Origin of the sequence: Pseudomonas sp. SbOxS1, from assembly GCF_013416725.1 — a bacterium.
Taxonomy (GTDB): Bacteria; Pseudomonadota; Gammaproteobacteria; order Pseudomonadales; family Pseudomonadaceae; genus Aquipseudomonas.
The window spans coordinates 170,276-187,446 of sequence record NZ_JAAVXC010000007.1; the positions used below are offsets into that span (position 1 = coordinate 170,276).

Annotated in this window: 16 protein-coding genes; 10 read left to right on the forward strand and 6 right to left on the reverse strand. The window is 57.1% G+C overall.

What is annotated here, in order from left to right:
• Positions 1-13: 13 nt before the first annotated feature.
• The 3 genes from HFK74_RS11305 to HFK74_RS11315 are packed head-to-tail and all read right to left on the reverse strand — an operon-like array spanning position 14 to position 4,560.
• Positions 14-1,126: an acyl-CoA dehydrogenase family protein gene (locus HFK74_RS11305; protein ID WP_180203567.1), complete on the reverse strand. Its 1,113-nt coding sequence runs from the start codon at positions 1,124-1,126 to the stop codon at positions 14-16.
• Positions 1,127-1,161: 35 nt separating this feature from the next.
• Entirely contained in the window at positions 1,162-3,312 is a 2,151-nt protein-coding gene (locus HFK74_RS11310) for a 3-hydroxyacyl-CoA dehydrogenase NAD-binding domain-containing protein (RefSeq protein ID WP_180203568.1), read from the reverse strand.
• Positions 3,313-3,351: 39 nt separating this feature from the next.
• Positions 3,352-4,560, reverse strand: a complete 1,209-nt coding sequence (locus tag HFK74_RS11315; RefSeq protein WP_180203569.1) for an acetyl-CoA C-acetyltransferase — start codon at positions 4,558-4,560, stop codon at positions 3,352-3,354.
• 259 nt (positions 4,561-4,819) lie between these two features.
• Between HFK74_RS11315 and HFK74_RS11320 the strand changes: the two genes are divergently transcribed.
• Both HFK74_RS11320 and HFK74_RS11325 read left to right on the forward strand, forming a co-directional pair.
• The gene (locus tag HFK74_RS11320) at positions 4,820-5,545 is read left to right on the forward strand and encodes a 2-phosphosulfolactate phosphatase (RefSeq protein WP_180203570.1); all 726 of its coding nucleotides are present in this window, start codon (positions 4,820-4,822) and stop codon (positions 5,543-5,545) included.
• A gap of 18 nt (positions 5,546-5,563) precedes the next feature.
• Positions 5,564-6,343 carry a DUF2889 domain-containing protein gene (locus HFK74_RS11325; RefSeq protein WP_180203571.1) on the forward strand — a complete coding sequence of 260 codons (780 nt, stop codon included), beginning with the start codon at positions 5,564-5,566 and terminating at the stop codon, positions 6,341-6,343.
• Positions 6,344-6,382: 39 nt separating this feature from the next.
• On the opposite strand, the gene HFK74_RS11330 is transcribed toward HFK74_RS11325, so the two are convergent.
• The gene (locus HFK74_RS11330; protein ID WP_180203572.1) at positions 6,383-7,195 is read right to left on the reverse strand and encodes a FadR/GntR family transcriptional regulator; all 813 of its coding nucleotides are present in this window, start codon (positions 7,193-7,195) and stop codon (positions 6,383-6,385) included.
• Positions 7,196-7,440: 245 nt separating this feature from the next.
• On the opposite strand from HFK74_RS11330, the gene HFK74_RS11335 reads away from it, so the two are divergent.
• From HFK74_RS11335 to HFK74_RS11350, 4 genes are all read left to right on the forward strand, one after another.
• Positions 7,441-8,553: an acyl-CoA dehydrogenase family protein gene (locus HFK74_RS11335; RefSeq protein WP_180203573.1), complete on the forward strand. Its 1,113-nt coding sequence runs from the start codon at positions 7,441-7,443 to the stop codon at positions 8,551-8,553.
• A gap of 10 nt (positions 8,554-8,563) precedes the next feature.
• Positions 8,564-9,760 (forward strand): acyl-CoA dehydrogenase family protein, encoded by a 1,197-nt coding sequence (locus tag HFK74_RS11340; protein WP_180203574.1) that lies wholly within the window; start codon positions 8,564-8,566, stop codon positions 9,758-9,760.
• A 19-nt stretch (positions 9,761-9,779) separates the two neighbouring features.
• Positions 9,780-10,532, forward strand: coding sequence for an enoyl-CoA hydratase-related protein (locus tag HFK74_RS11345; protein WP_180203575.1), 753 nt, complete (start codon positions 9,780-9,782; stop codon positions 10,530-10,532).
• A 217-nt stretch (positions 10,533-10,749) separates the two neighbouring features.
• Positions 10,750-11,709: a cache domain-containing protein gene (locus tag HFK74_RS11350; RefSeq protein ID WP_368738160.1), complete on the forward strand. Its 960-nt coding sequence runs from the start codon at positions 10,750-10,752 to the stop codon at positions 11,707-11,709.
• A gap of 14 nt (positions 11,710-11,723) precedes the next feature.
• Here the strand turns inward: HFK74_RS11350 and HFK74_RS11355 are convergent, their stop codons facing one another.
• Both HFK74_RS11355 and HFK74_RS11360 read right to left on the reverse strand, forming a co-directional pair.
• Positions 11,724-12,530, reverse strand: coding sequence for a FadR/GntR family transcriptional regulator (locus HFK74_RS11355; protein ID WP_180203576.1), 807 nt, complete (start codon positions 12,528-12,530; stop codon positions 11,724-11,726).
• A gap of 200 nt (positions 12,531-12,730) precedes the next feature.
• Complete coding sequence (locus HFK74_RS11360; RefSeq protein WP_257230293.1) at positions 12,731-13,738, reverse strand: NADPH:quinone oxidoreductase family protein; 1,008 nt, start codon at positions 13,736-13,738, stop codon at positions 12,731-12,733.
• 129 nt (positions 13,739-13,867) lie between these two features.
• Here HFK74_RS11360 and HFK74_RS11365 point away from each other — a divergent pair, with 129 nt between their 5' ends.
• From HFK74_RS11365 to HFK74_RS11380, 4 genes are all read left to right on the forward strand, one after another.
• A complete protein-coding gene (locus HFK74_RS11365) occupies positions 13,868-14,506 on the forward strand; it encodes a TetR/AcrR family transcriptional regulator (protein ID WP_180203577.1) in 639 nt (212 codons plus the stop codon).
• 40 nt (positions 14,507-14,546) lie between these two features.
• Positions 14,547-15,392, forward strand: coding sequence for an alpha/beta fold hydrolase (locus HFK74_RS11370; RefSeq protein WP_180203578.1), 846 nt, complete (start codon positions 14,547-14,549; stop codon positions 15,390-15,392).
• A 116-nt stretch (positions 15,393-15,508) separates the two neighbouring features.
• Positions 15,509-16,702, forward strand: a complete 1,194-nt coding sequence (locus HFK74_RS11375; protein WP_157711492.1) for a thiolase — start codon at positions 15,509-15,511, stop codon at positions 16,700-16,702.
• A complete protein-coding gene (locus tag HFK74_RS11380) occupies positions 16,699-17,130 on the forward strand; it encodes a Zn-ribbon domain-containing OB-fold protein (RefSeq protein WP_157711491.1) in 432 nt (143 codons plus the stop codon). Before HFK74_RS11375 ends, HFK74_RS11380 begins: the two co-directional genes overlap by 4 nt.
• The last annotated feature ends 41 nt before the right edge of the window (positions 17,131-17,171 follow it).

The window sequence follows — 17,171 nt, forward strand, 5'->3', positions numbered from 1 at the left end:
CTCCTGTGTCCGATCAAGCCGTTTCGCGCAGCAGGGCTGCCTTGAGACGGCGAGCCCAAAAGGCACGGCCACCCAGTTGGGTTGCCATCAGCCGCGCACGACGGTAGAAAAGTTGAATATCGCTTTCCCAGGTGAAACCGATGCCACCGTGCAACTCAACCGCTGTTTCAGCGGCCTGGCACAAGGCTTCGGTGGCGGCCAGCCGCGCACCCGCGGCGGCACGAGGTAATTGCGCAGGTGCCTGGGTCAGGGCCCATGCACCGTAGTAGCAATGGCTGCGCGCCAACTGGTTCTTCACATATAGGTCAGCCAGCGAGTGTTTGACTGCCTGATAGCCACCCACCACACGGTTGAATGCTTGCCGTGTTTTGACATATTCCAGGGTCGACTCCAACGCTGCTTCGGCGCTCCCCAGTTGCTCGAAAGCACTGAGTACAGCAGCAGCGTCCAGAGCTCGTTCAGCGAGCACACTGCCCTGCCCGGCAGAGCCCAATCGCAGGCAACTGACATCGTCGAGGTGTAGGTCGGCATGACGGCGGATCCGGTCGATTGCTTCGACCGGTACCAGACTTACTCCCGGAGCTTGCGCGTCGACCAGCCACCAGCCCCAATCCTGGCCATCGTCATCGGCACATGCCGAAACGATGAACACATCGGCCACTGGCGCATCGGCGACCATGGCTTTGCGACCACTCAGCTTTCCTGTACTGACTCGCGCTTCGGGCCGTTCGGTCCATGCCGCCTGGCCGCGCTCGGTGAACGCGACGCTGGCTGTTTTTTCACCCGCCGCTAGCTCGCCCAGAAGCGTGGATGCGACCTGGCAATCCGTCAGTTGTTGCAATGCCGTGCTGGCATGCAATACCGAAGAACTGAAGGGAATCGGCGCCAGCGTGCGTCCGACCTCTTCAGCCAGAACACACAGTTCCAATGCCGAAAGCCCCAGACCACCATCGGCCTCTGCGATAGCGGCAGCCGGCCACCCCAACTCCTGAACCTGGACCCACAGGGACTTATCATGTGTCTCCGGGTTTTCCAGCAGTGCCCGGGCACGAACCAGGCCGTCAGCGAATAAGCGCTTGGCCTGATCGCGCAACTGTTCCTGATCAGCAGAAAAATCAAAGTTCATGGCGATCGATCTCCAGACCTTTACAAGGCCAAAACTTATTGTTCGCGGACATGGAAACGCTCACCACGCTCAGCACGCTGACGTAACCAGGACGAAGGCCGGAATCGCTCTCCGAAGTGATCCGCCAGCTCATCACAGGCAGTGACAAAGGCTGTACCGCCGACGGTATCGATCAAGCTGAACACACCGCCAGTCCAGGTCGGAAAGCCAATCCCCAGAATCGAGCCAACATCGCCTTCGGCGGCGTTGCCGATCACGCCCTCCTCCATGCACCTCGCCGCTTCCAGCGCCTGGATGTAGAGCATGCGCTTCTTGATCTCTTCGACATCGGGTTGCACGGACAAGGCAGGGTAGACTTCGCCCAGCCCTGACCACAAAGCGCGCTTGCCCTCTGGATAATCGTAAAATCCCTTGCCACAACGACGGCCGATCCGATTCAGGGTTGCACAGAACATCTCCTGGACCTTGAAGCCTGCGGGTTCATTCCAGGCATCACCCAGCGCGGCACGTTCAGCCAGTGATGATTTGTAGCCGTTCTCCATGCCGATGTCGTCCAGCAGCGCCAATGGCCCCATGGCGAAACCGGCCAGGCGCGCAGCATTGTCGATCAGTGCCGGTTTGACGCCGCTGCCAAGCATCGCAAGCGACTCTTGAAGGTACGCCGCGATCACCCTCGAGGTGAAAAAGCCTCGCGAGTCCTTGACCACGATCGGCGTCTTGCGCAACAGGCGGATGAAATCGAGGGCATGCGCCAGAGTGGTATCGCTAGTTTGCTGACCGACCACGACTTCCACCAACGGCATGCGATCCACTGGGGAAAAGAAATGCAGACCGATAAATCCATCAGGGGTGTTCAAGTCCCGGGCCATGTCGGTAATCGGCAAGGTCGAGGTGTTTGAAGCGAGTATCGCACCCGGCTTCATGAACGCCTGCGCCTGGGCGAATACTCCAGTCTTGACCTGCAAGTCTTCGAACACCGCCTCAATGACCAGGTCACACTCGGCAAACTCGGCATAATCGCTGGTAGCCTGAATACGGGCCATGATCGCATCAGCAGCTTCCTGAGCCATACGTCCTTTCGCCACTCGCTTGGCAAACTCGTCGGCCAGTCGCTGGCGGCCGGCCAGGGCCTGTTCCGCCGTTGCATCGAGCAACACCACTTGCACCCCGGCCACTGCGGCACTATGGGCAATACCGCCACCCATCAGGCCAGCTCCGACCACGCCGACTTTGGCGATCGACGCCGGCTCGATGGATTTAGGTCGACGGGACAGCTTTTCCAGCTCGCCCTTGTTCACAAACATCGTGCGGACCATATTGCAGGCGGTTGGATCAAGCACCAGTTTGGCGAACTCGCAGGATTCAATGTGCAGTCCGGCGTCGATTGGCACGCAGGTGCCGTGGGCTACCGCCCGGAGCAAGGCAATCGGTGCCGGTAGATTGCGCCCGGTATCGCGAGCGATCTGAGTGGCAGTGAGGTTAAACAGGTTACCCAGTTCAACATCAGCAAAACCCGCGCCGCCGGGAACTTGATAACCTTTTTTATCCCAGGGTTGCTGGGCCTCTGCATGCTCAAGAATCCAGGCGCGAGCGGCGGGCAGCAATTGCTCGACACTGAGCACCCCATCGACGACACCTTTAGCCAACGCAGCCTCAGGCGCCAGCAAAGTGCCCTTCATCATCAACGGCAATGCGCTGGCAATACCGATCAACCGAGGCAGGCGCTGCGTGCCACCCGCACCAGGCATCAGGCCCAGCGTAGCTTCCGGCAGGCCCAGCAGAATGCGTGGATTGTCCAGAACCAAGCGGTGATGGCAGGCCAGGGCGATCTCCAGACCGCCACCCAATGCGGAGCCATTGATCGCGGCCACATAAGGTTTGCCGCTGCTCTCAAGGCGCCGCAGCAATGGACTCATCTGCGTGGCCATATCGCGGGCATCGGCCACGCTCAATTCGCGGGACAGCGTGCGAACGATTTCCTTCAGATCACCGCCGGCGACGAAATCCTTCTTCGCCGAAGTAATGACCACACCGCGAATATCAGCATCGGCGGCAACTCGCTCGACAATCTCTGCCAGCTCATCTCGAAACCGCTCGGTGATGGTGTTGGCCGGTTGTCCCGGAATGTCGATGGTAACGACGGCAACGCCATCTTTACCCAACGCAAAATCAATGGTTTCAAACATGCAATGACCCGTCCTTGCAGAATGGGGTGAGGATCGAATTCAGACGCGTTCGATGATGGTTGCCGCGCCCATGCCGATGCCGACGCACAGACTGACCAGTGCCGTACTGCCACCCGTGCGCTCAAGTTCATCGAGGACTGTGCCGAGCAGCATCGCGCCTGTCGCACCCAGAGGGTGACCCAGGGCGATGGCGCCGCCATTGACGTTGATCCGCTCATGGCCGATGTCCAATACACGCATGTATTCCAACACTACGGATGCGAACGCTTCGTTGAGTTCAAACAGATCGATATCAGCGACAGTCATGCCTGCTCGCTGCAAAGCGCGCAGCGATGCAGGAGCCGGGCCGGTGAGCATGATGGTCGGGTCTGTACCGATGGTCGCGAAACTACGGATACGCGCGCGGGGTTTTAGCCCCAGGCGTTTTCCCGCCTCGAGCGAACCGACAAGCACCCCGGCTGCACCGTCGACGATACCCGAAGAGTTACCGGCGGTATGCACATGCTCAATCTCGAAAACATCCGGGTACTTTTGCAAGGCAATCGCGTCGTAGCCACCCAAGGTCCCCATCTGCGCGAACGCTGGTTGCAGGCTGGCCAGGTCTTCTGGACGGGTTTGCGGACGCATGTGCTCATCACGCTCAAGCAAGGGAAAACCAAGAGCGTCGACGACAGGTATCACGGAGTTTTTGAAGCGACCTTCATCCCAAGCACGCCCCGCACGCTGCTGGCTGGCCAGTGCATAGGCATCGACATCGTCACGGCTAAAACCACTGCGCGTGGCGATCAGATCGGCGCCGATTCCCTGAGGTGCAAATGCGGTGGCATAGGCAATGGCAGGATCCCGAGCCCAGGCACTGCCCTGGGAGCCCATCGGCACGCGCGACATGGACTCCACACCGCCGCCGATCGCCAGGTCGAGCTGCCCCGCCATGACTTGAGCGGCCATCATGTTGACCGCGTCCAGCCCCGAAGAACATGCCCGGTCCAGTTGCAGACCCGGCACGCTTTCAGCGTAACCGGCCATCAAAATCGCAGGGCGCGTCAGGTTGGAACCCTGCTCGCCAAATGGCGTGACCACGCCCAATGCGACTTCACCAACTTCGGCGCTGTCGAGTTGATTGCGGTCACGCAAGGCACGCAGCACCTGTGCCGCCAGCTCAGTTGAGTTGACTGCGTGCAAACCGCCATTGGGGCGTCCGCGGCCACGAGGCGTGCGAACATGATCGAAAATATAGGCTTGAGCCACTGTCTGTCTCCCCTTCCTGACCATCCAACATCGAGCAAGCCAGCGCCTGTTATCTCGACAACATAGAGCATAATGATATGTATGTTTAAGACGATAAACAACAGGCTTGCTGGCAAAGCCTTCATTTATGATCGTGACAGAACTGCCAACGCGGCCGCGAAACCGGACGATTCAGCCTTGCACGCAATGATACGTATGATTAAGCTGTTTTCAGACAGCAAGCTGATTTTTCGATTCCCGCATGCCGGAGCGTCATTTAATGCCAAAAATCAATGTGGTTCTGCGCAAGGAGGACCTTGATCCGGACTTCCTCTACGACAAAGTTGCCGTAGTCATCGACGTATTATTCGCCACCACGACTATTGTCGCCGCCCTGCACCACGGCGCCAAAGCCGTATATCCGGCAGCCAACCGGCAAATGGCCTGTGACACAGTGAACAGCCTGGAACCCGATAGTTACATACTGGCTGGGGAGAACCATCTGCAGAAAATTCCAGGCTTCGTCACCTACTCCCCGCTTGCCTTGGCGCAAGAGTCTTTAGCAGGCCGCAGTGTCGTATTTTCCACGACAAACGGCACCGTCGCGCTGCGCAAGGCGGATAGCGCCAAGCATGTATATGCCGCCGCCCTATTGAATGCACCCGCCATAATCCGGCAACTCCTGAAACACCAGGACCGGTCAATCGTGCTGATCTGTTCAGGATCGGCTGGTCGAGTGAATCTGGAAGATCTGTACCTGGCCGGATACCTGGTCGAGCAACTGGAAATCAACTCCCCCGGCCACTGGACGCCATCGGACACCTGCCACATCGCCCGCTCGGTGTACGGCCAATACTACGCCTCTGCGCACGACTGCCTGATGCAAAGCCAATTGGGTATTCGATTGTGCAAGGAAGACATGTTCGATGAAGTCGAGTATTCGGCCCAGCTTGGTTTGCTCGATATCGTGCCTCACCTGCAGGGCAATTACCTCACCTGCTTGTGACCCTTCGAGAGACTGACAATGAACGATACTTTCCCGCGTAGCGGTGGCTGTCTGCGCCGCCTGATTATTCTGCGCCAGGTGACTCAAGGGCAGGTAGTTGGCTGGATGGAGGATGACTTCCATCACTTTGGCGTGACCATAGAGCACGATGACGTGCGCATCACGGCAGTGCGCATGGCGGCGCCGCGCACCCCGTGGGTGACTTGTTCCGCAGCTCAAGCGCCTTTGCAGGCACTCGTCGGCAGCCCCCTGATCAACCGCGCTTCGGATATCGGCGCGTTGATCGACATGCGGCAACAGTGCACACATGTTCACGATTTGACGGGATTGACCCTGGCACATATCAAGCGCGGAGATTGCGAACGTCGCTATGAGATAACCGTTGAGGATCGTGAGGTCTATGCCTGGAACGGGATTCACCCGGCTATGGGGCCAACCCGTGCGCGCGTAATGCGCGATGGCGAAGAAGTGATGTATTGGGAGGTAGATAACGGCAGTGTTACCGGCCCCGCGCCCTTCACTGGCCAGACACTCGAGCGTGGTTTTCGCCAGTGGACCGAGTCGCTCGAAGAAGAGGTCGCCGAACAAGCCACTCTGTTGCGACGCGCCATCCTCGTGGCGGGCGGACGAACGATCGATCACGACCTTTTCCACAATGCTGCTGAATTTGGTCAACCCGCACTTTGCTACAGCTTCCAGCCCGAACGCAGCCACCAAGCCCTGCGCAGCCGTGGAACAACCCGGGACTACGCGGCCAACGCCGCGGAAATGCTAATTAATGTACGAGAGATTCCTTAGGGAAGTCATCTTGAGCCACCACCCGGTGGCTCTTGAGACTCAACCGACCTGGAACAGGTCGGTAATGCGCATATGTTCAAACCCGGTTACCCAGACTTTATTTGCGCGCACCATATGCTTGCGCCAGTGAGTTTCAGCGCCATCGATGTCGCGCGCCTCAATGAAGCCAATGAGTTTCTCTTGAGACTTCAATCCAGCGACTGCCGCCATGATAGAAGTCTCTACGGGAATGCTGCGTCGCTGCAACGCCACGGCCGCTGTTTGATGCCGGGTAATCACTTCGTGCATGGCCCCCCACAGATGGATCAGCGGCTTATTGCCGGATAGCTCCACGAGCACCTTGTGAAAATGCGCCACCTCCGTGGCAAAGCCTGCCGGATCTTCGATAAAAGTACGCTCGCGCTCTATCGCCTCGCGCAATATTGCCGGTGCGCGCTCTGCAGAATTCTCGACCACAAAACGAACCGCCGAGGGCTCGAATGCCATCCGCGCCTGATAAACCTCAGCCACGGTGGTGCCTTCGAACTGCAATACCATCAAAGCGTAATTAGCGATCAATACCGGATCCGGCGCATGTATGACGGCACCACCCTTAGCCCCCCTGGCAACAGTAATCAGATGCTCCGCCTCGAGAATACGAAAAGCTTCGCGAATGGTCGGACGTGACACGCCATATTCTTCCATCAGCTTGCCTTCGGCTTGAAGCAGATCTCCCTCCTTGAGTTCGCCGCGTACAATCTGCTTCTTGATTCGACCAGCAACGATCTGTGGTGCCTTAGGAATATGCAGCACTTGCCGACGCTCACCGGCAGCCCTCCCATTTGAAAACGAAAATTCTTTCAAATCGCTCATCACTTCAATCCTGAGTCAGTGAAATCGTCGTCTTCATAACAGCCTAATCAGCCATATGATAAACATGATCTAAATATAACACATAGAAATCATAACGCTTCTTCGCGACTACGCAACGCGTAATAATGGGGCGTTTCAGGATCTTTTCCGTGCTGCGCCCGGGTCCACGCATGTCACTGGACAACCCGATCTTATTATGTATATGATTAATACGTTTAAAAAACAATAACGCTGCAGGGGCTTCCATGAATTTTGATTTCTCAGATGAGCAGCGGATGCTTCGGGACCAGTCCCGTCGCCTCCTGAGCGAAGTCAGCGACTTCCATACGGTGCGACAGTTGCTTCAAGCGCATCAGCCATTCAATTCGGATCTCTGGAGACAGGTTGCCGAACTAGGCTGGCCGGCAGTCGCCATTGATGAGGATCAGGGCGGGCTGGGCCTGGGCATGCTGGAGCTGTGCGTCCTGGCTGAGGAGCTGGGTCGGACACTGGCGCCGATTCCGTTCCAGAGCACAGTTTTCCTGGCTGCAGAACTGCTCAAGCTCAGCGCAGCCCCTGAAGCAAAAGAACTGCTGCAAGCGATCGCCGGTGAAGAGGCGATCGTCGCAACTGACTTGGTTGCACCCGGGCAATCCTGGGACGGGCAACCTTTGCAGTTCGACGGCAAGACGCTCAAAGGCCGCAGCCGACCTCTGGCATATGCCGCCCAGGCTCAATATGCATTGCTGCCAGCTCAGCAAGACGGGCAACCGGTCGTTGTCCTGGTCAAGCTAGGTGACTCGGGTCTGAAGGTGGTGCCGTTAAACAGTCCTGACGAAATCATTCCATTTTCCGCCCTGCAAGCGGATGGTGTGCAGGCCATTGGGCTGCTGGCGGGAGCACAGGCCACGGCCGCGATGCAGCAGGTGGTTGATCAGTCCGCCATTTTGACCGCTTTTGAACAGATCGGCGGAGCCGAAGCGGCTTGCGGGCTGGCACGCGACTATGCCCTTGAACGACATACGTTCGGTCGCCCGATTGGTAGCTATCAGGCCATCAAACACAAGCTGGCCGATATGGCAGTGAAAATCGAACTGGCCCGCTCCAATGCCTATTACGGCGCCTGGGCCCTGCATGCCGGCAGTCCGGACGAACGCGCATTGGCCGCCGCCACCTGCCGATTGAGCGCAACCGAAGCCTTCGAATACGCAGCACGTGAATGCCTGCATGTGCATGGCGGCATCGGTTACACCTGGGAAGCCGATTGCCATTTCTTCTATAAGCGCTCGCGCTTGCTGGCCATGACACTGGGCGAGCCTGGGGCATGGGTCGACCGACTGCTGTCGGATACATCCTTGAACCTGCTTAAAGCCCACTGAGGAGACGAACATGGATTTCAACGATTCCCCGGCTGAAGCCGAATTCCGTCAACAGGTTCGCGACTGGTTGCAAGACAACGTGTCCAGCGTGCTGGGTGCCGACGGGCATCAGGATGTCGAAGCATTCACCGCAAACGCAAGACAGTGGCAACGTAAAAAGGCAGAAGCCGGATATGCCGCCATCCGTTGGCCACGCGCAGAGGGCGGACTGGATGGCACGCCAATGCAAGAAGTGATCTTTCAGGAAGAAGAGTCACGCTACGCGGTACCGGTCGGCCCCCTGGTCACCATTGGCACGCAGTTGGCCATCCCGACGCTGCGCACCCATGGAACAGCCGAACAGATCGAGCGTTTTACCCGTCCAACGCTCAATGGCGACCTGATCTGGTGTCAGCTTTTCTCAGAGCCGTCGGCAGGCTCCGACCTTGCCAATCTGCGAACCCGTGCAATCAAGGATGGCGATGAATGGGTAATCAACGGGCAAAAAGTCTGGACCTCCTGGGCCCATGTCGCGGACTGGGGGATTCTCCTTGCCCGCACCGATTCTGAAGCCACCAAGCACAAGGGTTTGACTTTCTTCCTGGTCGATATGCGCCAACCTGGCATCGACGTACGACCAATCGAGCAAATTTCGGGAGAGTCGGAATTCAACGAAGTGTTCTTCACAGATCTGCGTATTCCCGACAGCTATCGCGTTGGAGCTGTCGGTGACGGCTGGAAGTGCGCAATGACGACCCTGATGAATGAACGGGTCAACGTGGGTGGTGAAAGCCAGGCTCTTCCGTCAGTGGTCGAACTGCTGGAGCAAATCACCAAGAGCGGTAGCCCAGTCACGCAGGATCGCTTCAAGATTGCCAGCCTGCTGACCCGGGAACTCGGATTGCGCTATTTCCGCTTCCGTCTGCTGACTTCCCTGTCCAAAGGTGAAACCCCGGGCCCAATTTCCGCCATGAGCAAGTTGGTTTACGCCAATGTTCTGCAGGAGCTATCGGCCCTGGCCTTGGACAATCTGGGCCTGGAGGGCATGACCAACGAATTGGCCGAGGCTCCAGCGACACGTTTCAGTCACGGATATGAATGGTCGGCAGCGCTGCGAATTGCTGGTGGCACCGACGAAATCCTGCGAAACCAGATCGCCGAGCGAGTCCTGGGCATGCCAGGAGAAATTCGGGTAGACAAAAACATACCGTTTTCCCAATGTCGCTGACGCTAAGGAAGTTTTTAGCATGACTGAACATATCCGGGCCGAATGTCATCGGCATTGCTTGACGATCACGCTAAATCGCCCAGACAAACACAATGCCCTGACCAACGCCATGTATGACAGCCTGAGCGGCATGCTCATGTCTGCTGGAGCCGATGATAACGTGAGAGTTGTCATCATTCATGGCGGCCCGGAATGCTTTACCGCAGGCAATGACCTTGCGGACTTCCTGCAAACACCTCCAGACAGCCTCGACGCCCCTGCCTTCCGCTTCATGGCCGCAGTAGTGGCATTGGACAAACCTCTGATAGCCGCCGTTTGTGGCGCAGCCATTGGCATTGGCACTACTTTGCTGCCGCACTGCGATTTTGTAATGGCGACTCGCAACAGCCGCTTTGCCACGCCCTTCATAAAACTCGGCCTTTGCCAGGAGTTTGCTGCAAGCCTGTTATTGCCCAAACAATTGGGGCATGGATATGCCTCCCGCTTGCTGCTTGGAGGGGAAAGTATCGATGGGGAACAAGCGCACGCCCAAGGCTTGTGCACACACCTTTTTACTCAAGGACAGGAATGCCTGGACTTTGCCAAAGACTACGCAGAACGATTGGCTGCAGCCTCCCCTGAGGCACTGCAAGCCGCCAAGCATTTGATGAAGGAACCCCAGCAAGAAAGCGTGCTCAACATCATTCGCCAGGAGAATCTGAACTTCATTGCACGTTTGCAAACTCCAGAATGCCGCCAGGCTTTAGAGGACTTCGTCTACAAACGCCGATGATGGACTGATCAATGGCGATCCAGGCCGCCTTGAAATATACATACACATGATTACAATGATAATCATCTAAACCCTCACATAACAACAATCGGGTTGAAGATGAAAATGATCATGTGTCCGCTACTGTTTTTTGCCTTTGCTTGCTGGGTGGATGTCAGGAACTCCACCATGAACAAGCCGACCCAACGGGCCTGGCTTCGTTCTGCGATGGAGTGAAGTGCGCGCCCAAGTACGACCCTTCCTGGCCTGCGGCCCTTCACTGAAGCGGCTTGCAGCCATACCGCTGGAGTTCTGTTTGAAAATTTCGGGATTTGTTCTGTCGCTTATTCTTGGGTTGAGCTTGATCAATAACGTCTCTGCCGAAGGTACCGCGGTGGAGCCAAGCTATCAGAGTCAGGCCGACCAGGCCCAACACTTACTGGCGCAAGCGATCGAACGATATCGTCAAATAGGCGACCAGGCACTGGCCGAATTCAGCCGCCAAGGTGCGTTTGTTCAGGGTGAGCAATATGTTTACGTAGTCGATACGCACGGCGTAATGCTGGCCAGTGGCGGCCCTTCGGCGCTATACATTGGCCGCAATATCACCGCGCTGATCGATCCATCACTGGGTGCGGCCTTTACCAATGCCTTGAACCAACCAGAAAGTCAGGCCATTCATAGTCAGGAATATCACTGGATGAATTGGCACGATGGCAAGGTCGAGCGCAAGCGCGCCTTTTTTCAGCGTGTCGACGACAAGGTCTTTGCCGTTGGTTATTACTTGCCTCGCTCCAGCCCGAGCGCTGCGCAAGCTTTGCTCGACGATGCATTGAAGGACATGAAGAATGAGCCGCACGATACGATTGCTCGTATCAACCAGCTGGACCCAAAACTGACGCGCGACGACTTGTACGTCTTTGTCATCGATACCGACAACATGAAAATGGTCGCCCATGGGTACAACCGCCGCCTGATCGGTACCGATTTTCGCCAACTGATGTCCGTCGATGGACAACCGGTTGGCCAACAGATGCTGACCGCCATAGAGGGGCGAGATAAAGCCCTCACCCACTATCTTTGGCGCAACCCTGTTACGCAGAAGCCAGAACCGAAAGAAACCCTGCTGGAACGCAGCGGACACTACATAGTAGCGGTCGGTTATTATGCAAATCCTGACGAAAACGCCAAGCGTTAGCCTGGCGTTGAGCATCAGTCCTGAAGCAACTGAGACAGTGACATTTCTTCGTAACCGCTGACCCAGGTCTTATAGGCCGCTTGCATATGTTTGCGCCAGTGGTTTTCAGCCTCGTCTTCATCGCCGGCTTCGATCAACTTGATCAATTTTTCCTGCGAACGTAATCCAACCGAGGCGTTGGCGATAATGTCATCTGTGGCTTGATTGCGTCGATATACCGACACTACCAGCGCCTGATGACGCTCGACCACCTGGTGAATTGCCGACCACAAATGGATCAAAGGTCGATTGCCAGACAACTCCACCAGCACACGGTGAAAATTGGCAATGGACTGGGCAAAAGCAGAAGTATCATCGAGCGCTTCACGCTCCTTGGCCACTGCCAGGCGCAAGGCGTCCGGTGCTGTCTTGCGCGCGTTCTTGATCACCAATCGCACAACTGATGGCTCAAACGCCATGCGTGCCTGATAAACCTCCGACACCTTGGTCCCTTCGCACTGCAGAACCATCAACGCATAGCTGGAAATAAGGTCCGGATCAGGCGAGTGAATGACTGCACCACCGCGAGCACCACGGGAGACGGTTACCAAACGCTCAGACTCAAGAATTCGATAAGCTTCGCGAATAGTCGGCCGGGACACGCCGAACTCTTCCATCAGCTTGCTCTCTGCCGGCAGCAGATCCCCTTCCTTGAGCTCACCGCCAACAATCATCTTCTTTAAGCGCGATGCAACGATCTGCGGTGCCTTTGGAATATGCAGCGGCTGCTTCTTGACAGCAGTTGAGCCGAAGATGGAAGGCGTTTCGCCAATATTGTTCATTGTTCAATCCTGATAGCTATGTAGCGTCCCATTCATTCTACTGATTGGATCATTTAAATACACCATAGGATTAACAATCAGAAAAAATCAGCTTTCGACGCTCGGTAAAGGTGAGAATTCGTCCACTAGCATAGATACTTTCTGCAACTTCTTTGGCGCAACCGTAAATAATCAGATTCGACGCCATGGCCTCCCCCCATTTATGAGGAGCTGATCTCAAGCACGGTCTTGCCGATACGCTGGCGATCAAGGGATGCGGCGAGCGCCTCGGCAAATTGCGCCATCGTGAAACGCCGCCCGGTTTCGGGTTGTAATCGCTTGGCAGCAATCAATTGCGCCAGTTCAGCACGCGCCTCAGCTGCCTCAAGTGGCTGATACAGATCAAACTGACGCACATCCACACCAATCAGCGATCCCCCCTTGAGCAATGGCAGGTTGGTGGGTAACGCAGGGATCGTGCCGCCGGCAAATCCCAAGACCAAATGTCGGCCACCCCACGCCAAGCGGCGGAAAGCCGTTTCCAGCCCCGCACCACCGACCGGATCGAAAATGACATCCACTCCTCGCCCTTCAGTCAGTGCCTTGAGCTGTTCAGTCCAGCTGGAGTCGGTGTACTCAAGCACTTGCCAAGCCCCCAGCTTCAATGCTGTTTCGCGCTTGGCCAAACTGGAAGCTGCCGCAATGACCCTGGCCCCCAGCAGACGAGCAATCTGAATCGCTGCCTGACCCAGACCACCCGCAGCGCCCAACACCAGCACCGTCTCGTCAGGTCGCACCCGGCCTCGATCACGCAACGCGTGCAAGGCTGTTGTGTAGTCAACCCAGCAAACTGCTGCCTCGGCAAATCCCATCCCATTGGGTAGTCGCGTCAACGACGCTTGCGGTACCACTGCGTACTCGGCGAAACCGCCGCCCATGGCAATCGCAGACACCGGTTGTCCAATGTCCACATTTATGACTTGCGGGCCTAGAGCATCGATTACCCCACTGAACTCGCAACCTGGAATAAAGGGCAGTGGTGGTTTGAGTTGGTATTGCCCAGTGCTCAACAATCCATCGGCGAACCCTACCCCAGTACACTTGATCGCAATGCGGACTTCCCCTACTCCAGGTTCGGGGACGTCAACGCGTCGCAGCTGGTAACTTTCCAGCTTCAATTCCTGACCTACAACGGCGTACATCTGCATAGGCGAAGGGGGCAAGGCCATGGGCAATCCTTTTACTTATGAGTATCGAATTCACACCTGCCCGCATCATAGCGACGCCGCTTTTTGCCCTACAACTATTTATTCACGCATGTACAATTAAATCCAGAACATTGACATCTGGAGAATCGCTTGAGTTCGCCCCCGACACCTGCCGCCGGCACTGAACGTGCAAATGGACGCATCACTCGCGAGCAGTTGATTACCGCTGCCGTGGAGCTGATGGCCGAAGGGGGAGAAGCCGCTGTCAACCTCAAGGCCACCGCACAGCGTGCGGGTGTGACACGAGGCACGGCCTACTACCACTTCAAGAGCCGCGCTGCGCTGATCGAACAGATGCACGCCAACCTCGAGCAACAATTGCTCAAACTCACCGATGCTTCCCGCCCCTTCAGCAACCCCTATTCACTGGTGTCGCGATTGGCAGCAGAGGATGAATCGATCATACGCTCTCGGGTTTACAGGATTCTTGAACAAGGCCCACTGGCTGACCCAACCACGATCGCCTACTTGAAACGCTTTCGCAGCGCCGCCTCGAAACAGCGCATGCGCCAGCCGGCCAAGGGCGATCCAATCGACCCGGATGCCCTCGCCTTCATCGCATCGGCCCTGGATTTCGCAGGTTTGATGGCCATTTCCCAAGGCAAGACGGTCAAACAACGCAAGGAATTGGCCGATCGATTTGGCGAAGCGGTATATCAATTGTTCTGCCATGGCGTCATCGATCCCGAACTCGATCCGGACTTGCCGAAACCCACCCGAAAAACCTGAGCTAAAAAAATTCCATTCAAACAAGTACAAGGAATTAGCTATGCCACTGCAGCGCCAAACCTTCACCGGCTTTCAGAATCTGGCCCTGTGCGCCGATGTCGGTGGCCGCAACGATGCGCCACCGGTAATCCTGCTGCACGGGGGTGGCCAAACCCGGCATTCCTGGGGTAAAGCCGCCAGGCAGCTGGCACTGGCCGGTCTCCATACGCTCGCAGTGGATCTACGCGGACATGGCGAAAGCGCCTGGGCAGTCGATGGTAACTATTCAACAGATGCTTTTATTGGTGACCTGAACGCAGTCATCGACACGCTTGAGCAACCGCCAGTGCTGATTGGCGCCTCCCTGGGAGGCGCTACTGCCCTGTTGGCAATGGGCGAATCGCAAACAGCACGTGCAAGAGCGCTGGTCCTGGTGGACGTAGTGCCACGCATGTCGCCTGAAGGCGTGCGGCATATTCGTGACTTCATGATGGGCAGCCCCGAAGGCTTTGCCAATCTGGAGGAAGCGGCTGCAGCTGTGTCGCGCTACATCCCCAACCGCCCCAAGCCCCCCACTAATGAGGGCTTGATGAAAAACCTGCGACTTAAGGAAGACGGCCGCTATTACTGGCATTGGGATCCAGCCTTCCAGGCCAGAAGCGCCCGTGAGCGTCTGGCCGATCTGCACCAGCGTATGGAAAACGCTGCCGCCAAAGTCCGAGCACCGACGTTGTTGATCAGAGGCCGGCAGAGCGACGTTGTCAGCGAAGAAGGCGCTCGCCTCCTGCTGGATCTGATGCCTCATGCCGAATATGTCGATATCGAAGGCGCCGGACACATGGTCGCTGGTGATCGCAATGACGTATTCAATGAAGCCATCGTCTCATTTATCCAGAGATTGAAGTGATTAACCCCTCGTCACGAGCCCTTGACCAATCATCGATATCACAATAATAATCTATATGTTTATTCATCCATGACATTCATCCACCTAGTCGATGAATGTCGAGAGGGAGAGTGCGAATGACCTGGGAACATTGCGACAAGACCGCCATCGTTGGTGTCGGTGCCACGCCGTACTACGTCCGCGGGCAATCCTGGCCCCGGACCATCAACGAGATGATCGGCGAAGCCATTCTCGGCGCCTGTGCCGATGCCGGGTTGTCCGTTCGCGATATCGATGGTTTCGCTTACTACGGCGGCGCCAAGGCTGGGTACATCGATACCATGGACACGGCCAGTATCATGGAGATGCTCGGTATTCCGGAGGTCACTTTCACCGCCACACTGACCGGTGGTGGCGGAGGTTCGGCCGGCGCCATCGGTCTCGCATCGGCCGCCATTATCGCCGGCGACGCCAAATATGTAGTCACCGTGATGTCCCTGCAGCAGCGGGCCCAGCGTCTTGGAACGGTGTTCGGTGCACTCAAGCCGGATCCGGAAAACTCCTTCCTTCAGCCTTCCGGCCTGGTAGGGCCGGGGCATTTGATGTCGGTGCTGGCACGCCGTCACATGCACTTGTACGGCACCCGTCGCGAGGCTTTTGCTGAGGTGGCTATAAACAGCCGCCTGAACGCCATGAATCGTCCCAAGGCCATCCGCCGTACGCCACTGACCCTGGAAGAATATTTCGCCTCCCCCATGCTTGCCGACCCACTTTGCCGCCTGGATTTCTGCCTGGAAACCGATGGCGCAGTGGCAGTTATCACGACCTCGACCGAACGTGCGCGTGACCTCAAACAAAAGCCGGTTCTGGTCAGCGCCGCCACGCATGGCGGCCGCGCCGAATGGGGCCGCGCCTTTGCCTGGATGGGTATGAGCGATGAATACTTCGCCTCATCCGGACATAAGGATGTCGCCAATCGCCTTTACGCCAAGGCCGGTGTCAAGCCGAGCGATATCGACGTCGCCCTGCTCTACGACCACTTCACGCCGATGGTGGTGATGCAGCTGGAGGACTATGGCTTTTGCGGCAAGGGTGAAGGCGGTGCCTTCGTCGAAAGCGGCGCGATCCGCATGTCCGGTTCCATCCCGGTCAACCCCCATGGCGGCCAGTTGTCCGAGGCTTACATCATCGGCATGACCCACATTCTCGAAGGTGTCGAGCAACTGCGCGGTACAGCCATCAACCAGGTTGCAGATGCCGAACTGGCACTGGTGACCGGCGGTCCGGCCTCGATTCCGGTATCCGGCCTTATTCTCAGGAGATCCGCATGAGCCAGCACCTGTCGCGTGCCCTTCCGGGCGAACACGTCCATATCACCACCGACCCCTGGACCGAACCTTTTTGGGTGGCTGCTCGCGAGGGTCGACTGGTGGCCGCGCAATGCGGCGATTGCGCGCACTTTCGCATGCCGCCCACGCCTTACTGCCCCCACTGTCAGAGCCAGAACACGCAGTGGCCGACGCTGGCTGGCACTGGCACGGTCTATAGCTACGCAGTGTGTAATCGCTCACCGTTTCCGGGTGTAGAAGACTTCATTTACATCCCGATCGTTGTCGAGCTTGATGACGCCCCCGGCATTCGCCTGGTGTCGAACCTGGTCGGTATCGATCCGGAGCAAGTCAAGATTGGCATGGCTGTTTCGGTCGAGTGGAACCCGATCAATGATGATTGGCGCCAGCCGATTTTTCGCGCCTGCTGATCGAGGCCCGGCGTCGCAGGATGCCGGGCATGTCCACCCCG

Bases quoted from the DNA above. Each gene is read 5' to 3' on its own strand.
- HFK74_RS11360 (WP_257230293.1), bottom strand. From the start codon at position 13,738: ATGGCCTTGCCCCCTTCGCCTATGCAGATGTACGCCGTTGTAGGTCAG.
- HFK74_RS11375 (WP_157711492.1), top strand. From the start codon at position 15,509: ATGACCTGGGAACATTGCGACAAGACCGCCATCGTTGGTGTCGGTGCC.
- HFK74_RS11345 (WP_180203575.1), top strand. From the start codon at position 9,780: ATGACTGAACATATCCGGGCCGAATGTCATCGGCATTGCTTGACGATC.
- HFK74_RS11330 (WP_180203572.1), bottom strand. From the start codon at position 7,195: ATGAGCGATTTGAAAGAATTTTCGTTTTCAAATGGGAGGGCTGCCGGT.
- HFK74_RS11305 (WP_180203567.1), bottom strand. From the start codon at position 1,126: ATGAACTTTGATTTTTCTGCTGATCAGGAACAGTTGCGCGATCAGGCC.
- HFK74_RS11335 (WP_180203573.1), top strand. From the start codon at position 7,441: ATGAATTTTGATTTCTCAGATGAGCAGCGGATGCTTCGGGACCAGTCC.
- HFK74_RS11380 (WP_157711491.1), top strand. From the start codon at position 16,699: ATGAGCCAGCACCTGTCGCGTGCCCTTCCGGGCGAACACGTCCATATC.
- HFK74_RS11325 (WP_180203571.1), top strand. From the start codon at position 5,564: ATGAACGATACTTTCCCGCGTAGCGGTGGCTGTCTGCGCCGCCTGATT.
- HFK74_RS11310 (WP_180203568.1), bottom strand. From the start codon at position 3,312: ATGTTTGAAACCATTGATTTTGCGTTGGGTAAAGATGGCGTTGCCGTC.
- HFK74_RS11370 (WP_180203578.1), top strand. From the start codon at position 14,547: ATGCCACTGCAGCGCCAAACCTTCACCGGCTTTCAGAATCTGGCCCTG.
- HFK74_RS11340 (WP_180203574.1), top strand. From the start codon at position 8,564: ATGGATTTCAACGATTCCCCGGCTGAAGCCGAATTCCGTCAACAGGTT.
- HFK74_RS11355 (WP_180203576.1), bottom strand. From the start codon at position 12,530: ATGAACAATATTGGCGAAACGCCTTCCATCTTCGGCTCAACTGCTGTC.
- HFK74_RS11320 (WP_180203570.1), top strand. From the start codon at position 4,820: ATGCCAAAAATCAATGTGGTTCTGCGCAAGGAGGACCTTGATCCGGAC.